Genomic DNA, 15750 nt, shown 5'->3' on the forward strand with positions numbered 1-15750 from the left:
AGCATAGCTACGGAGGTACACCCGGATCCATTCCGAACCCGGCAGTTAAGTCCGTAAACGCTGAAAGTACTTGGAGGGCAGCCTCCCGGGATGACAGGAACTTGCCAAGCTTTTTTTATACGAAAAAACCCGGCCGTTGGCCGGGCGTCATTTTTCCGGATTCCCGCTTCAGCCCTTGGACACGATGATTTTCGTATATTCCTGAAGCACCTTGAAAAAGGTGTCCATTTCCCTAGGGCTGAATTTTTTCATGAGCTTTTTGAACGTCTTGACCACGTCCACATTGTCGTAATGCTTGTGGCACAGCGTAAATTTCTTCGCCTTGTCCGTCGGGTGCAGATAAAAGAACTTGGCGTTTTTGTCGGAGATCTCTCGATAGACGTAACCGCCGTTGATCAGGGTTTTCACGGTCTGGGAGAGGGCGCTCGGGGTCTTTTCCCATTTTTTGGCGAGTTCCCCTACGGTAATGCCCGGATTTTCCACGATATCCACGAGGACGTGGGCTTCGACCACGCTGAGTTTTCCCTCGTTTGAGCCGTAGTCCTTCTTGACATTGGAGTAGGAGGAATAGGTCCAGACAAATTTATACAGGATTTCAAATTTCGGATTGAGCTTCGCGAAGCGCGCTATGATGTCTTCTTCAGGTTCGTTTTCCGCTATCCACACATTCTTGATTTCATCGATAAAAAAGTTTTCTTTACTCATCCCATGACCTCAATTCATTTTCCTTCTTGATGTTGGTACAATTTTATCATAATTCAACGGGTTTGGCAAACAAAAATTGCTTTTTGCGCAAAGAAATTCATGAATTTGATTTTCTCCGGCAACAAAAGAATCCAAAAAAAACGCTTGACATTTTAGATTCTTAGTATATAATGTAATTAACATTTAATATTCTAAAATATAAGGGCATATTGACATAAACTTTATACTGGACAGGGTGATATCCATGGAAATGCTAAAATTGGTCGTCGTTTTTGCCGGAATCATGATTTTTATCCGAAAACCGCTCTGGTTTGCCATATCGGTCGGCGTCGTGATCGCCGTGTTGATTTTTCGGATTCCTTTTTTTACCTCACTTTCCCTCGCCAAAAAAGCGGTCACGAGCTGGGATACCGTCTCGCTCGTCCTGGCCTTTTATACGATCACCTTTGTGCAAAGAATGATGGAAAGCCGGAAGATGATCAAGACGGCCGAAGTCGCCGTTGACAATCTCTTCAACAGCAAACGGATCACCTGCATGCTGACGCCTTTCGTAATCGGCCTGCTGCCGGCGGCGGGCGCGGTCCTCATCGCGGCCCCCATTGTGGAAAACGCGGCGGGGGACAATTTGAGCGTACCCGAAAAGACCTTCGTGACCTCGTATTTCCGGCATATCTCCGAGGCCTTTATGCCTACGTATTCGGGCATTCTGCTGGCCTTACAGCTCTCCAAAGTCGATATGACAAAATTCGTGCTCGGGATGCTTCCGATGATGGCTTGCCTCTTTGCCCTGGGCTATATTTTCTATATCCGCAAGATTCCCAAAATCGAGACCGCGCCGAAAAAGTCCGACAAGGGCGAGGACGTCAAAAACTTCTGCCTCGGTTTGTGGCCCATTATCGTAACGATCATCATCGTGCTGACGACCCATATCGCGGTCTACAAGGCGGTCATTCCCGTGATCGTGGTTCTCGCCTTCACGCGCAAGTTTTCCCTGAAGGAAATTCTGCCGTTCTTCCGGACGGCCTTTGAGTCCAAACAGATCGTCAATACGATCATTATCATGATTTTCAAGGAATTGCTGACCTATACGGGCATCATCGGGCGTATGCCCGGGTATTTCTCAAAACTGCCGGTACCCACCGTCGTCATCTTCGGGATTATTTTCCTCGTGGTACCCATTGTAAGCGGATCCCAGGCGACCATCGCCCTGGCGCTGCCGCTGGCTTACGCCGCCATGCCCAATGGGGGCCTGCCTTTGATGATTTTCCTCATGTGTCTCGTCTATATCGCCATGCAAATGTCCCCAACCCATGTCTGTCTTGCCATTGTCGTAGAGCGCTTCAAGGTATCCTTTATCGATCTCGTCAGGAAGACGGTCCCCGTGGCGCTGTCATTTATCGCCATTTGCAGCGTTTATTCTTATCTCTTGTATTTTATCGGCTGATCTGCTATGATAAAGTATGGTTGGAAAGGTGAAAATGATATCAGGAGGTGTTTTTCGTTATGCAATATGATTTTACGACAAAGGTTTCACGAAAAGGACAGGGGTCTTCCAAGTGGGAGCAGATGTACGGCTGGAATCCCAATGTCAAAGAAGGCGTCGTTCCGCTTTCCGTAGCGGACATGGAATTCAAGATGATCCCCGAGGTCATCGCCGGACTCAAGGAATTTCTCGATGTGGCGATCCTGGGCTATACGAAGTCGCCGCCCTCGTTTATCGACGCGGTCCAGTCCTGGTGCGAACGCCGTTACGGCTATAAGCTCGAAAAAGACTGGCTCATCGCGACGCCGGGCGTCGTCAACGCCTTTTACGCCGCGGTCAACGCTTTTACGAAACCCGGCGAAGGGGTCGTCCTCATGCGCCCCATCTATTATCCCATGTCGGCCGCCATCAACAAAAACGGGCGTAAACTGGTCAATTGTCCGCTGATCGAAACCGACGGCTATTACACGATTGATTTTGAGAAATTTGACGCGCTTTCGGCCGCCCCCGACGTAAAACTGCTGATCTTTTGCAGCCCGCACAATCCCGTGGGTCGCGTCTGGACGAAGGAAGAGCTGGAAAAACTGGCCGCCATCGCGATCAAGAACAACCTGATTGTCGTATCGGACGAGATTCACTGCGATCTCATCATGCCGGGATATCAACACACGGTCATGGCCACGCTGGGTAAAGAAATCGAGAACCGCCTGATCACGTGCTTCGCGCCTTCCAAGACCTTCAATCTCGCCGGTCTCGCCACCTCGGCCGTCGTCATCGCCGACGCCGGATTGCGTAATACCTACAATGACACGTTGCAGGTCATGCGCAGCGCCAACGTCAATATCCTCGGCTACAAGGCCTGTGAGATCGCCTATAACGAGGGGGAAGCCTGGCTGGCCGAGCTCATTCAGGTACTGGACGCCAATCAAAAACTCGTCAAAAGCTATTTTGAGGAAAATTTCCCGAAAATCAAAGCGCCCCTTATTGAGGGAACCTACCTGCAATGGCTGGATTTTCGTCCTTTGGGCCTCTCCGACGAGGAATTGGAGCGCTTTATGCACATGGACGCGGAATTCTTCACGGACGAAGGCTATGTCTTCGGACCGGAAGGAAGCGGCTTCGAGCGGATCAATCTCGCGGCCCCGACTTCCGTGATCAGGGAATCCGTCGAACGCCTCGGCGCCGCCCTCAAAAAGATTTACCGATAAATCCGACAAATCCTTCTTCAAGGCCGTCGCGGACATTTCTGCGGCGGTTTTTGTATACATAAAAATATTCTTAGACGCCTACTTGACATTTTGGAAATCTAATGTATAATGATATTAACAATTAAATATCTTAAATTTTCATCCAGTTTTCAAAATTTTTACAGACAGGGGAGCGCACAACTGAAAACGAGCGAAATCGCGGACTTACATGGCAGGGGAAGACCAAACTTTCAGGAGGAAAGAATATGAGTGAAACATTGACATCGACAAAGGACTTGAAAAGAACACTCGGCTTCTGGGATCTCATGGGGGCGTCAGTCGGCCAGATTATCGGCGCGGGGATCATGTCCCTGACCGGAGTCGCCATCGGCATGACCGGCCGGTCCGTTCCCATCGCGTTTATCGTTTCCGCCATTATGGTAGTCGTTTCCTGGTACCCCGCCACATTGATCAACTCCATCGGTCGTTTCCGGGGAGGGCAATATTCCATTATCGGTAGTCTGGTCAGCGAAAAATTGACCGGCGCCTGGACAATCATCTTTATTCTGAGAAACGTATCGCTTTCCATGTACTGCCTGTCCTTCGCGGACTACGCGCTGCCGTTTCTGCCGATGCTTCCGAGAAAATCCATCGCCATCGGGATCCTGGTTCTCATGTATGTGCTGAATTATTTGGGGATCGACGCCTTCGCCAAATTACAGAACGTGATCGTATTCGCGCTTGTTCTGGCTCTGACGTTGTTTTCCATTTACGGACTGCGGAAAGTCAATATGGGTTCCTACATGGACGACACGTGGATGATGGGCGGTTGGCTCGGTCTGGCCAGATCCGCCGCGCAACTGACCTTTGCCACGGGAGGCGCCAACGTGATCATCAATCTTTCTGGCGAGGCGAAAAATCCTGCCCGGGATATTCCGTGGGTAATGATCACGTCCACAATCGGCGTCGCGGTGCTTTACGCGTTCATGGCAACCATCGCGGCGGGCGTATTGCCGACTCATGAAGTGGCCAATCAGCCGCTGACAAAAGTTGCCCAGACATTCCTTCCCCGCGGACTCTATGTATTCTTTATCATCGGGGGCGCGTGGATGGCCTTGATCTCGACGCTCAATTCGCAGTTGGCGTCCTGCACGAAACCGTTGATGCAAGCCTGTAACGACGGCTGGCTTCCGAACAAGATCGCCAGATTGCATAAAAAATACCGGACGCCGGTTATTCTGCTGACCATATTCTTTATGGTCGGTCTGCTTCCCATCGTGTTCAATTTCTCGATCAGCGTTCTTTCGAGAATCACATCGACTCTCGGCAGCGTGACCAGTATGTTTATCGCGGCCGGATTGCTCAATATCAAAAAAAGATATCCGAAACAATGGGCAAAATCCGTTCTGCACTGCAGCGACGGCATGAGAACGTTCTGGGTAGTTGTCGCCTGTCTGATTCTCCTGATGCAGGCTATTCTCCTCGGAAGCAGTCTCCCGCTGCCGATGCTGATCGGCAATATCGTTGTGGTTGTCGTGGGCTTCATTTTTGCCGAAGTGCGCTTTAAGAGCGGCAATGTGCATATTGAAAACAGCGTGGAAGTCGAGGAGTAAAAATCAGCCTTGACCTCTTTCCGCGTATTCTGTCATTCTCACCAAAAATTCCGCCGCGGAGTAATTCGCGACGGAATTTTGTATTTAATTTCCTTAATCGTGTATTTGCTGTCACATGACGCCGGGCCGGTTTTTTTTTGACGCACGAAAAAAATACGGATTTTTTGGTATTTGTGATGACTTTAACTCATATATTACTACAGAAATCAGGAATTATTTGTATACATAAAAAATCAGTCAAAATTATTTCGATTTCCCTCTTGACATTTTAGAAATTTAATGTATAATGATATTAACAATTAAATATCTTAAGTTTTTCATCAAGTTTTCAACAACTTTTACGGACAGGGGAGTGCACAAATGAAGACGCGAGAAATCAAAGACTTACATGGCAGGGGGAGACGACGCAAATCCGAAAAAACCGCGGTAGACAGCCGGGGTGGGGTTTGCGGGGGTTGAACTTGCTTTTTTCTTTACCGCAATGATTTCATTTAACCGAACTTTCAGGAGGTGCACAGGTAATGAGTTACGATTTTACATCGAAAGTATCAAGAAAAGGACAGGGATCAAGCAAATGGGAACAGATGTACGGCTGGAATCCCAACACGAAAGAAGGCGTCGTTCCTTTGTCCGTGGCGGACATGGAATTCAAGATGATGCCGGAAGTCATCGAGGGATTGAAGAAATTCCTTGACGTAGCGATTCTCGGCTACACGAAACTGCCCCCGGGATTCGTCAGCGCGGTCATGAGCTGGACCGAGCGGCGCTACGGCTACAAGATCAAGAAAGAATGGCTTGTGGCGACGCCGGGCGTCGTAAACGCCTTTTACGCGGCGGTCAACGCCTTCACGGAACCGGGAGACGGCGTTATCGTTATGCGACCCATCTACTATCCCATGTCGGCCGCCATCGACCGGAACAAACGGACGCTGGTCAATTGCCCGTTGATCGAAACCGACGGTTATTATACGATCGATTTTGACAAATTTGACGAGCTCTCGGCCGATCCCAACGTCAAAATGCTGATTTTCTGCAGCCCGCACAATCCCGTTGGCCGCGTCTGGACAAAGGAAGAGCTGGAAAAACTGGCCGCCATCGCGGTCAAGAACAACCTGGTTGTCGTATCGGACGAGATCCACTGCGACCTCATCATGCCCGGAAACAAGCACACGGTTATGGCCACCATCGGTAAAGACATCGAAGACAGACTGATCACGTGCTTCGCGCCTTCCAAGACCTTCAACCTGGCCGGGCTTGCGACCTCCGCCATCATCATCGCCAACGACAAAATGCGCGACAAGTATAACGACACGCTACTCACCATGCGGAGCGCCAGCGTCAATATCCTCGGCTACAAGGCCTGCGAGATTGCCTATACCGAAGGGGAAAAATGGCTTGACGAATTGATCGCCGTTTTGGACGCGAACCAGAAACTCGTGAAGAAATATTTTGAGGACAATTTCCCGAAGCTGAAAGCGCCCCTGATCGAGGGTACCTACCTGCAATGGCTCGATTTCAGAGCTCTGGGGCTCTCCGATGAAGCGCTGGAAGAATTCATGCACATGGACGCGGAGTTCTTTACGGATGAGGGTTATGTATTCGGCCCCGAGGGAAGCGGTTTTGAACGGGTAAACCTCGCCGCCCCCACGGAAGTCATCAAAGAAGCCATAGAGCGCTTGGGCGCATCCCTCAAAAAGATCTATAAATAAAAAAATACGCAATTAAACCCCCAGGAGGAAATAAAATGAGTGAAAGATTAACCTCTACAAAAGATTTGAAAAGAACACTCGGATTTTGGGATTTAATGGGCGCTGCCGTAGGCCAGATTATCGGCGCGGGGATCATGTCCCTGACCGGCGTCGCCATCGGTATGACCGGACGGTCCGTTCCCATCGCGTTTATGTTGGCGGCGTTTATGACGGTATTTTCCTGGCTGCCGATGACAATGGTCAATTCCGCGGCGAGATATCGCGGCGGAAACTATTCCGTAATCAGCACGCTGGTGAACAAAAAGTTGACCGGCGCGTATCTGATCATCTACATCCTTTCGAACGTATCACTTTCCATGTACTGCCTGTCCTTTGCGGACTACGCGCTGCCCTTTGTGCCGGTCGTTCCCCGGAAGTTGCTGGCTCTGGGCATCCTGGCCTTCATGTATATTCTGAATTGCGCCGGAATCGACGCCTTCGCGAAGGTACAAAACGTAATCGTGCTTTGTCTTGTTATCGCGCTTGCGGCGTTTTCCGCCTATGGTTTCGGGAAAATCGACTGGAAGACCTATATGGACAGCACATTTATGATGGGCGGAAAATTGGGCTTGGCGCGAGCGGCCTGTCAGTTGACCTTTGCGACCGGCGGCGCCAGTATGATCGTAAATCTTTCCGGAGAAGCGAAAAATCCAGCTTCCGATATTCCGAAGGTCATGATCATTTCCACGGTCAGCGTCGCGATTCTGTACGGCTTCATGGCTTGTATCGCGGCCGGCGTATTGCCGACCCATGAAGTGGCGAACCAGTCTCTCGTTAAGGTTGCCAGCACCATTTTGCCGAAGCCGATGTATGTCTTCTTCATTATCGGCGGCGCGTGGATGGCTCTGATCTCCACCCTGAATTCCCAGTTGGCCGCCATCACAAAGCCCTTTATGCAAGGCGCAAATGACGGATGGTTGCCGAGTTGGGTCGCCACGCTGCACAAGACAAGAAGAACCCCCATCGTTCTGTTGACCATGTTCCTGTTCGTAGGTGGAATTCCCATTATCACCGGGCTTCCGATCTCCGTACTGTCCAGACTGGTTACGACCGTAGGATCGGTGACGAACTGCATGCTCGCGTCGAGTCTGCTGTTTATCGATAAAAAGCTGCCGAAGGAACTGTGGGCCAATTCCCCGATGCATGTCAGCGACGGTCTGCGAAAATTCCTTGTAATCTTCGCGATCCTGATCTTCGCCATGCAGGGAATCCTGCTCGGAAGCTCGCTGCCGACAAATATCCTGCTGCTGAACATCGCGACCGTTATCGTGGCTTTGATCTTCGCGTATGTCCGCTACGGAAGCGGCAAAGTGAAAATCGAGGAAAGCTGGGAAGCCAGATAAGGACTTTATACCAAAACGTTGACCTCTTCCTATGTATCATATAATTCTCATCCAAAAGCCCGCCGCGGATCAATTCGCGGCGGGCTTTCCTTTAACCGGATGCGGAAGACCGGCAAGGGTTGAGAAGCTCAACAACCCTTCCGACATTTTCCGATATCGAGAATTTCATCGTCAAAATTTGCGATGACAATGGTTCTTTTCACTTCCGGAACACGCTTTTTCATTTCTTCCAGAACCAGCTTCTTCCCTTCGTCTGAAAGAGCGGAACCGTAATAGCTTCCGGTTAATTTCACCTTCAGGATCTGCCGGTCGTATTCGACAAGCACAATTCCGCCCTTGCGGGCAGCCAATACGGGCCGGATGTTTTCATTGAGCGTTTTTTCAATTTTTTGTATCATCGTCTATACTCCTTGCCTTAAGCCTCCGCCTATTTTCCCCCGGTCCGCTCATCGCGCGCATACATACCCGCGATACAGACCAGGACGATAATGTTTGGCAGCAACATGGAAGCATCGGAATGGTATATCCTGAAAATGTTGAGCAATACGACCGCGAAGGCTAAAAAATAGGTGATTCTCGTAATGGGCCTTGAACGTTTTTCTGTTTTCAGGTAAATGATCCCGTTTGCCACAGACAGGATCATCACGATGACAACACCGGCTATAATGCATTTCAAGTATGGATTCATCAGACACCATCCCGTTACTTTGCGTGTTCGCGTCAAATCAGAACAGTTCTTTGTAGATCTTGTAAACACGCGACTTGTCCAGTTCAACAAAATTGTTTGCCATCAATCTTCCCTGATTAACCATGACGGACTCTGTAAATTCTTCAAGGTTCTTTTCGGTTACGCCGTATTCATGCAGCGGTTTTCGTAGAATAATGGTGTTCAGCAGTTTTTCCAGAACCGTGTAAACCTCATTGGTTGCGCACCCTAGAATTTTTGCGATAAACGCGTTGAGAACGGCAATATCGCCGTCAGATTTCAGTTCCATGTAGTTTTTCATGACCCCGATAAAGATCGCGTAATTCGCTTCCCCGTGCGGCACATGGTACGCCGCGCCCAGCGGATAACTCAACGCATGCACGGCGCCCACGCCGGCATTTCCAAAGGCGATCCCGGCGTAGTTGCTCGCGGTAAGAAAATCGCTCAGCAGAGCTGTTCTCGCCTCTTTTCCGTTCTTCTCGATCGCTTTGTATCCGGCCAAAATCATTTCAATCGCTTTGTATCCGAATAATTTCGTCATTTCATTGGCCTTGGGGGAAAGACTGGATTCGATCGCGTGAATCAGCGCGTCTATGGAGCTCGTGGCAAAAAATTTGAAGGGCAGATCCGTCAGCAGTTCAGGAATTAAAACCGCGCTGTCGGCGTAGAGCTCATCCACGGCCAGTCCTTTTTTTGTTCCCCTGCTGTTCAAAGCCAGAATCGCTATGTTAGTGACTTCGCTGCCGGTTCCGCACGTGGTCGGAACCAAAACCAATTCCCTGATTTTCTTGATCTCCAGTTTCCCGTCATACAAATCGAGAACGGGAGATACATTTTTGAGGACAAACAGTTTGGCAATGTCTAGTACGGTACCGCCGCCGATGGCAATAATCCTTTCGGGAGAAGATTTTATGTCCCTATAGATCGCTTCCACCATATCGTCGGAAGGTTCCCCCGCTCCGTATTTTTCCTGGAAGATCACATCACACGGCAAGTTCAGCTTTCCGAATGAGGGCTTGTAAATATACTCGTTTGTAATCACGAGGTCGCCCTGTCCGAGTTTGAATTCCTCCGAAAAATCTTTGCATGTGGCAAATTTATATATTGATGGTTTCAACATGAATTGCCTCATAAAACTCCTCCTTTTATTCCGTCATTCTCGCGCCTTCACTCTGCCGGCGATTTTTGGAGCTTATAATCATGGTAAACCTCAGAGGCTTCCAGTAGGAGCCAGAGCACAACGCCCATCAACAAAGACCAGGCCGGCGTGGTGCAAGCCAAAACCGCAGCCATGACACAGGCAATTCCCCGCTCATTGGGGGTATTCGCCATTCTCATGCCTATGTTGCCGCAAGCAAAGCATTGCACGGCCATGGTGATCCCGAAGAAAATGGCAAAGGCGGGTTTGATCAGGGTAACCACCGGGAGGATCATAACGGCAATTACGGTCGAAGCCCGGAATGTGCAGACGCCGCCCCAATAGGTTCTCATGGTCTTGTAGCCCCGTTTATACCGTTCCGTTACGGTCAGCAAACCCGAAGCCCACAACGGTCCGCACAGCGGTACCCAAGGGGCAAACAGAGACATGATGGCGTTTCTCATAAAGCTCACAAGGTTGGATCGCCCGGCGTCAAAGATAACCGTCTCATCAGGTCGGTTGGCCGTCGCTTCCGTAACAACCTCCTTGGCCAGTACAAAATCTGAGAAGGAAATGATGTAGATCGTGATGGCAAGCGGGATCGCATTGATGAAATACTTGATCTCGGGGAATCCGATTCCAAAAATCGTGAAATGCTCCATTACAAAGCCGAAATTAAGCGGCGTCATGCCCCACTGGATCTGCGGCACCGGAATTTCCTTCAAGAGCACAGGCGCAAGGATAATGGCAAACAATTGCGCCGGAACAACCCCCTGATTTCGCAACAAGCGCCAGTATTTGTTTTCTTCCGCTTTTCGCGCAAAGGTTTTATTGAACAAGAACAAATAAGAAAGCAGACAAGCGATCACGACGGTCCACGGCGCCCGTGGCATCCGGGCCTGAATTACATTCATTCCGGCGGTTACTCCAGCGCCCAGTACGACGCCCGCCTTTATAGATTGCGGTATGCCTTCCACGAGTTTGCGTCCCAGTCCGGTTACGCCCATGATCAGAAAACTAAGGGCAACCAGCATCTGCAGCGCGATCATGGCATGGATTCTGTCCACGTTTCCCGCGGCATAATCGGGCATGGCATACGTTCCCAGATATTTCAGGGTCAGCGGCAGGGCCGGCGTTATCCAGCCCGGAACGACCGGATCGCCCAGCAGGGATGGCAGATAATAACAGCAGGCGTTCAAGACGCCGAAGGTAAGCGTCATCAAGAATATTCCGTTTTCGGTCAAGCCCAAAGCGCTAATGTTTTCCGGTACTTCGAGACCGAAGGTGGTCATGGTTGTCATGACGCCGGCGCCGAGACAAGCTACGCCGAGAAATAACGCCGCCGCGAATTCCGTCCATTGCCATTCATGGTGGATCAGAGGAATGCGCAGCATGAAGGGGCCCAATTTGATTCCGGGTTGCTCTTCGCCGAACTTTCTTTTTTTGAGCGGAAAGGTTTCAGTCATAAACCCTTCCGGCACATCATTCTTCACTTTCTTCTCTTCAGTGCTCATTCAAGCCCTCCTTTGAAAAATAATAAATAAATGACAGAAATATCAGCCGTTACGTTGGGTTGCCTTCTGTATCAAATAAATTGTAATGTGCGCTCAGTCGGAGGAATTCCTTGCCGCCGGCGGCGGAAATCCTTTTGAACAATTCATGCCGGTATTCTTTTTGACCGTTGATATACCGCTCAAACTGCTCCAGAATATCTTTGCCCGTCAAAATTTCGTTGTTTTCACATGCGGCCAAAAATAGATGCGTCGCGTAATACAGTTCCCAAAGGGGATCTTTGAACTGTCGGATCAGTTTTTTGCTCTTTCCGCATTTTTTCTCGATTAGCTCCATATACGCGCTCAAGCGCTCGTATTCGTCAATGACCGTCTGATCCAAAGCGCGTCCGCATATTTCCCGTACCGATAAGGTCTGTTCACGTAGGAGCTTTGCGCTTTTCTTTTCCCCGCTTCCGTCGGTGATAATCCGGATTGCTTTTGCGCTGGGATTCACATGGTTGTTGATTTTCATAAAGGAAAAGGCGAAGCGGTCAACCGTCTCACGCAATTGTCTGTTCCGTTTCCGGGTATATGCCCAACACAGAATAACGGAAAAAATCGTCACGACATATCCGGTTTTGATGAGCAATCCAAAATTTATCATGCGCTTTCCCGTTCCTTAATTTTTTCTTGACATTTTCCCGATCTTCTTCCATAATATATAGTAAATCATACTATATTCACGTGGAGGCGAAGACATGGAGCAAAAACCGGGAAGAGCGAAATATGTTTTGGGTAGCCTCTTTTTTCTGGCCGTTCTGGTCGGTGAGGCCTGTCTGACAAAAAAGCAGTTTCCGGCCCTGTGGTCTTCTCCGGTCCGGCCCGCGGTCCGGGTTGAGCTTGTTGCCATGTGCACGATCCTGATCCTCATCGTGCTCGGAATCGCCGGGAGAGGGTATCATTCCAAAAAACTTTGTACGACCGTACTGATTCTGTACACAGTCTATGCGGTATATAATATTATACGCTACAAGTTTTATATTGAGCTCTATGCCGGAGGATTTGAGAAGCCTCTCAAAAGCTACGGACCGGCTCTGGAATGCGCGAAATTGGTTCTTATCTTTATGGGAATTGTCGCAAATATCCCTATGGTGCAAAAATTTACCGGTGAAGAATACGCAGATCATTTTGTAACGATTATGGAACGCCAAAAGGTGGAGTGGGCAAAGGCCGGGGCCAAAAATGCGAAAAATGAATTGAAGGAAGCCGCCCGCAAGCTGAAATCTGAGTTGTCGGAAGAAGAATACGATGAGATGTTAAAAAATTTGTAGCACTTTCCTCTGTCTAAAGTATACAACATTTTGTCAAGATTAACAAGATCAAGGCGATGAAATTTATTCACTAAAGCTAATCGCCAAATGCGCTCCAGCCACGCATATATGGCTCTCTCACAATGTCTCGACTGTGGCTCGCTACGATGCGGGATTTACCGCGAACATGGCTTCGACCTCATTGTCGGCCATAGGCCGACATTTCCCCTTGCGAAGGGGAAACTGCAAGGAATTTTTGTCTTTTTGAAAAAATCTGCGCGGAGCGCAGATTCAACCTTATTGGCGAGATGGTCATTTGCTTGCAAGACTTTCGGGTCAGTGGCGAAGCCCTCAATAAAGACTCTACCTTGAAGGCTCCCCTTCGCAAGGGGAGGTTCGTGGCTTCTTACGTTTGCAAGGACGTAGTCCGCAGCAAATGTTAGAAGACCACGATGTCTCGGCGTCAGCGAACGAAGTGAGCCACAGCCGAGGCTCCGAGCGACGGTAAGCAGGCTTCACGTTAAGCAAAGTCGGTTCGGCTGATCAAAAAATTTCCGCATCCAGCATCTTCTCCATCTCCAACTCCAGCACCGACCCCGCCCAGCTGTGATTCTCCTTCTCCGAAACCTTTTGAAAACCCAGTCGGGCATAGAGATCCAGCGCCCGGTCCAAATCGCTGGTCGTATCGAGATAGACGCTGCGGAATCCTTTCTTTTTTGCGTAGTCAAGGGCATTATCCAGCATTTCCCGTCCGAGACCCAGGCCCCGGACGTCCGGGTGCAGCAAAAACCAGCGCAGTTGCGCCCGTTCGCCGCGATTGACGATCGCGATGGACCCCACGATTTCCCCGTCAACTTCCGCGAGCCACAGACGATCGCGTTCGGGATTGTAGGCCATCAGGAAATCAAAGAGCGATTTTGCCACATAAGCCTCAAAAGTCGTCGTGTACCGGTATTCCTTCCCGTAAATCCAGGCGTGCATATACGTGATCCAGCCGATGTCTCCGGGCCTGATGTCCGTCCGGATCGTGACGTCGGTTCTTTTGAGTTTCTTTTCCATCTTCCCGCGCCTCCTTGTGAGTTTAGAAGTAGTGTAGCATATTTTGGAAATTTGGGCAAGGAAAAAGCGCTTTTTTTATGATAGACAAAGCGGAAAATATAGTTTATAATGTGAAAAAGACAATTTTAAAGGAGTCTCAAATGATAGAATCCATTATATTGAGGAATTTCAAAGCCTTCAGGAATGCGGAAATGAAAGATATACCGCCGTTTTGTGTAATTGTTGGGGCCAACGGGTCCGGGAAAAGCACAATTTTCAATGTGTTGGGGTTCCTGAAGGACGCAATGGCCAGTAATGTCAATGTGGCGCTTTCCAAACTGGGAGGCAGTCGCGGGCTGCAGGAAGTCAGAACGCGCGGCGCGGCATACAACGAGTCTGTTGAGATTACGCTGAAATTCAGAAACGAAAAAGTTGTGAACGATAAAAACAAACAACTGCTCATTACCTATCAACTGAAATTGAACGAAAGAAACGGAAGGGCATATGTCGAGCAGGAAATCTTAAGTTATCGGAGAGGATCAAAAGGACAGCCTTGGCGATTTTTGGATTTTTCTGACGGCAAAGGAAAAGCAGTGACCAATGAGGCTGAAAAAGTATCCGATGTGAACCAGCTCGATAGGGAGGAGCAGTCATTGAAATCCAATGACATACTGGCAATCAAGGGACTTGCTCAATTTGAACGCTTTCCGGCTGTTGTGGCTTTAGGCGAACTGATCGAAAACTGGTATGTTTCTGATTTTCATATCAGCAAAGCCAGACCTGAGCAGGAAGCCAATTTTGCGGAGCATCTTTCCCGGGAAGGGGAGAATCTGTCGCTGGTAGTCGAATATTTATATAAGCATCATCCGGATAAATTTGCGATAATCCTGGATAAAATGAAAAAACGTATCCCGGGGATCAATCATGTGGAGGCAAAAACTACAGAAGAAGGCCGCGTTTTGCTGAAATTCCAGGATGGCGCCTTTGAGGATCCCTTTCTCGCAAAATTTGTCTCTGACGGAACAATAAAAATGCTCGCGTACTTGGTGCTGCTGAATGATCCGAAACCCTATCCGCTGCTCTGCGTGGAAGAGCCGGAAAACCAGCTGTATCCCAAGTTGCTGCAGGAACTTGCCGAGGAGTTTCGTGAATACGCGAATCGGGGAGAACAAGTCATGGTTTCCACCCATTCTCCGGATTTTCTCAATGCCGCGCGATTGGACGAAGTCTTCTGGCTCGAGAAAAAAGACGGCTATACGGAAATCAGGCGGGCTTCCGACAACGAGCAGATCAAGGCGTTCATGGAAGACGGAGATCAGATGGGATATCTGTGGAATCAAGGCTTCTTCGGGGATGTTGATCCCAAATGAGGACGCTGGCTTGTTTTTTGGAAGAACCTTCCGCCAGGGCTTTTCTCGAAGGCGTCCTTCCCCGTATACTTCCGGAAGACGTAGAAGTACGATATGTCGTTTTTCAGGGAAAACAGGATTTGGAGAAACAAATTGAAAGAAAATTGCGCTGCTGGAAGAAACCCGACACGCTGTTTCTTGTAATGAGAGATCAGGATGCGGCAATTTGTACCAAAGTCAAGGAAAAATTGGCGCATTTATGCATGGCGGCCGGGAAACCCGATACTTTGGTCAGAATCGCCTGCCACGAATTGGAAAGTTTTTATATCGGCGACTTATCCGCAACCGGAAAGGCTTTGGGCTTGAATGGCTTGGCGACGCTTTCCGGAAAGGCTGGATACAGGAACCCGGATAAGATTCAACATCCGTCAAGAGAACTGGATAGATTAACGCGCGGGATTTATCAAAAAATAGGCAGTTCCCGGGAAATCGGGAAAATCATTTCTATCGAAGGAAATGCTTCACAAAGTTTTAATGTGCTGATTTCTGGGATTCGAAGGATTTGCGGGATCGCTTGACTTGCCGAAAAACCACCCCCATGCACAGGAGTCTGAAATTTTTCTTGATAAAGATGAAC

Annotated in this window: 15 protein-coding genes and 1 rRNA gene; 9 read left to right on the plus strand and 7 right to left on the minus strand. The window is 49.2% G+C overall.

The genetic code is table 11. The features are described from left to right. Positions 1-110, plus strand: a 5S ribosomal RNA gene (gene rrf, locus LBQ97_00595); the annotation flags it as partial. A gap of 58 nt (positions 111-168) precedes the next feature. Here the strand turns inward: rrf and LBQ97_00600 are convergent. Then, positions 169-705 carry a MarR family transcriptional regulator gene (locus LBQ97_00600; GenBank protein MDR1831216.1) on the minus strand — a complete coding sequence of 179 codons (537 nt, stop codon included), beginning with the start codon at positions 703-705 and terminating at the stop codon, positions 169-171. Positions 706-949: 244 nt separating this feature from the next. On the opposite strand from LBQ97_00600, the gene LBQ97_00605 reads away from it, so the two are divergent. The 5 genes from LBQ97_00605 (at position 950) to LBQ97_00625 (ending at position 8079) form a co-directional block, all read left to right on the plus strand. Next, on the plus strand, positions 950-2149 hold the full coding sequence (locus tag LBQ97_00605; protein MDR1831217.1) for a DUF401 family protein: 1200 nt from the start codon (positions 950-952) through the stop codon (positions 2147-2149). 59 nt (positions 2150-2208) lie between these two features. After that, entirely contained in the window at positions 2209-3396 is a 1188-nt protein-coding gene (locus tag LBQ97_00610; GenBank protein ID MDR1831218.1) for a pyridoxal phosphate-dependent aminotransferase, read from the plus strand. 245 nt (positions 3397-3641) lie between these two features. Beyond that, entirely contained in the window at positions 3642-4988 is a 1347-nt protein-coding gene (locus LBQ97_00615) for an APC family permease (protein MDR1831219.1), read from the plus strand. 521 nt (positions 4989-5509) lie between these two features. Continuing rightward, positions 5510-6697 carry a pyridoxal phosphate-dependent aminotransferase gene (locus LBQ97_00620; GenBank protein MDR1831220.1) on the plus strand — a complete coding sequence of 396 codons (1188 nt, stop codon included), beginning with the start codon at positions 5510-5512 and terminating at the stop codon, positions 6695-6697. Between the two features lie 35 nt (positions 6698-6732). Then, the gene (locus LBQ97_00625) at positions 6733-8079 is read left to right on the plus strand and encodes an APC family permease (protein MDR1831221.1); all 1347 of its coding nucleotides are present in this window, start codon (positions 6733-6735) and stop codon (positions 8077-8079) included. Between the two features lie 128 nt (positions 8080-8207). Here LBQ97_00625 and LBQ97_00630 read toward each other — a convergent pair whose 3' ends face one another. The 5 genes from LBQ97_00630 to LBQ97_00650 are packed head-to-tail and all read right to left on the minus strand — an operon-like array spanning position 8208 to position 12080. Then, the gene (locus LBQ97_00630; protein ID MDR1831222.1) at positions 8208-8477 is read right to left on the minus strand and encodes a NifU family protein; all 270 of its coding nucleotides are present in this window, start codon (positions 8475-8477) and stop codon (positions 8208-8210) included. Between the two features lie 29 nt (positions 8478-8506). Then, positions 8507-8767: a hypothetical protein gene (locus LBQ97_00635; protein MDR1831223.1), complete on the minus strand. Its 261-nt coding sequence runs from the start codon at positions 8765-8767 to the stop codon at positions 8507-8509. 37 nt (positions 8768-8804) lie between these two features. Then, positions 8805-9917 (minus strand): 4-hydroxybutyrate dehydrogenase, encoded by a 1113-nt coding sequence (locus LBQ97_00640; protein ID MDR1831224.1) that lies wholly within the window; start codon positions 9915-9917, stop codon positions 8805-8807. A 35-nt stretch (positions 9918-9952) separates the two neighbouring features. Next, positions 9953-11437: a hypothetical protein gene (locus LBQ97_00645; GenBank protein ID MDR1831225.1), complete on the minus strand. Its 1485-nt coding sequence runs from the start codon at positions 11435-11437 to the stop codon at positions 9953-9955. Positions 11438-11486: 49 nt separating this feature from the next. Beyond that, positions 11487-12080 carry a hypothetical protein gene (locus LBQ97_00650; GenBank protein MDR1831226.1) on the minus strand — a complete coding sequence of 198 codons (594 nt, stop codon included), beginning with the start codon at positions 12078-12080 and terminating at the stop codon, positions 11487-11489. A 94-nt stretch (positions 12081-12174) separates the two neighbouring features. Between LBQ97_00650 and LBQ97_00655 the strand changes: the two genes are divergently transcribed. After that, positions 12175-12747, plus strand: a complete 573-nt coding sequence (locus tag LBQ97_00655) for a hypothetical protein (GenBank protein ID MDR1831227.1) — start codon at positions 12175-12177, stop codon at positions 12745-12747. Between the two features lie 522 nt (positions 12748-13269). On the opposite strand, the gene LBQ97_00660 is transcribed toward LBQ97_00655, so the two are convergent. Then, a complete protein-coding gene (locus LBQ97_00660; GenBank protein ID MDR1831228.1) occupies positions 13270-13785 on the minus strand; it encodes a GNAT family N-acetyltransferase in 516 nt (171 codons plus the stop codon). A 77-nt stretch (positions 13786-13862) separates the two neighbouring features. Between LBQ97_00660 and LBQ97_00665 the strand changes: the two genes are divergently transcribed. Together LBQ97_00665 and LBQ97_00670 are read left to right on the plus strand one after the other, a co-directional pair. Next, positions 13863-15134: an AAA family ATPase gene (locus LBQ97_00665; protein ID MDR1831229.1), complete on the plus strand. Its 1272-nt coding sequence runs from the start codon at positions 13863-13865 to the stop codon at positions 15132-15134. Then, positions 15131-15691 carry a DUF4276 family protein gene (locus LBQ97_00670; protein ID MDR1831230.1) on the plus strand — a complete coding sequence of 187 codons (561 nt, stop codon included), beginning with the start codon at positions 15131-15133 and terminating at the stop codon, positions 15689-15691. The genes LBQ97_00665 and LBQ97_00670 overlap by 4 nt, the downstream gene beginning before the upstream one ends. The last annotated feature ends 59 nt before the right edge of the window (positions 15692-15750 follow it).

This window comes from Fusobacteriaceae bacterium, assembly GCA_031272775.1.
Taxonomy (GTDB): domain Bacteria; phylum Fusobacteriota; class Fusobacteriia; order Fusobacteriales; family Fusobacteriaceae; genus JAISST01.

What these genes read in the sequence shown, in the direction of transcription:
- LBQ97_00600 (MDR1831216.1), bottom strand. Translation starts at nt 705, where the DNA reads ATGAGTAAAGAAAACTTTTTTATCGATGAAATCAAGAATGTGTGGATA.
- LBQ97_00605 (MDR1831217.1), top strand. Translation starts at nt 950, where the DNA reads ATGGAAATGCTAAAATTGGTCGTCGTTTTTGCCGGAATCATGATTTTT.
- LBQ97_00610 (MDR1831218.1), top strand. Translation starts at nt 2,209, where the DNA reads ATGCAATATGATTTTACGACAAAGGTTTCACGAAAAGGACAGGGGTCT.
- LBQ97_00615 (MDR1831219.1), top strand. Translation starts at nt 3,642, where the DNA reads ATGAGTGAAACATTGACATCGACAAAGGACTTGAAAAGAACACTCGGC.
- LBQ97_00620 (MDR1831220.1), top strand. Translation starts at nt 5,510, where the DNA reads ATGAGTTACGATTTTACATCGAAAGTATCAAGAAAAGGACAGGGATCA.
- LBQ97_00625 (MDR1831221.1), top strand. Translation starts at nt 6,733, where the DNA reads ATGAGTGAAAGATTAACCTCTACAAAAGATTTGAAAAGAACACTCGGA.
- LBQ97_00630 (MDR1831222.1), bottom strand. Translation starts at nt 8,477, where the DNA reads ATGATACAAAAAATTGAAAAAACGCTCAATGAAAACATCCGGCCCGTA.
- LBQ97_00635 (MDR1831223.1), bottom strand. Translation starts at nt 8,767, where the DNA reads ATGAATCCATACTTGAAATGCATTATAGCCGGTGTTGTCATCGTGATG.
- LBQ97_00640 (MDR1831224.1), bottom strand. Translation starts at nt 9,917, where the DNA reads ATGAGGCAATTCATGTTGAAACCATCAATATATAAATTTGCCACATGC.
- LBQ97_00645 (MDR1831225.1), bottom strand. Translation starts at nt 11,437, where the DNA reads ATGAGCACTGAAGAGAAGAAAGTGAAGAATGATGTGCCGGAAGGGTTT.
- LBQ97_00650 (MDR1831226.1), bottom strand. Translation starts at nt 12,080, where the DNA reads ATGATAAATTTTGGATTGCTCATCAAAACCGGATATGTCGTGACGATT.
- LBQ97_00655 (MDR1831227.1), top strand. Translation starts at nt 12,175, where the DNA reads ATGGAGCAAAAACCGGGAAGAGCGAAATATGTTTTGGGTAGCCTCTTT.
- LBQ97_00660 (MDR1831228.1), bottom strand. Translation starts at nt 13,785, where the DNA reads ATGGAAAAGAAACTCAAAAGAACCGACGTCACGATCCGGACGGACATC.
- LBQ97_00665 (MDR1831229.1), top strand. Translation starts at nt 13,863, where the DNA reads ATGATAGACAAAGCGGAAAATATAGTTTATAATGTGAAAAAGACAATT.
- LBQ97_00670 (MDR1831230.1), top strand. Translation starts at nt 15,131, where the DNA reads ATGAGGACGCTGGCTTGTTTTTTGGAAGAACCTTCCGCCAGGGCTTTT.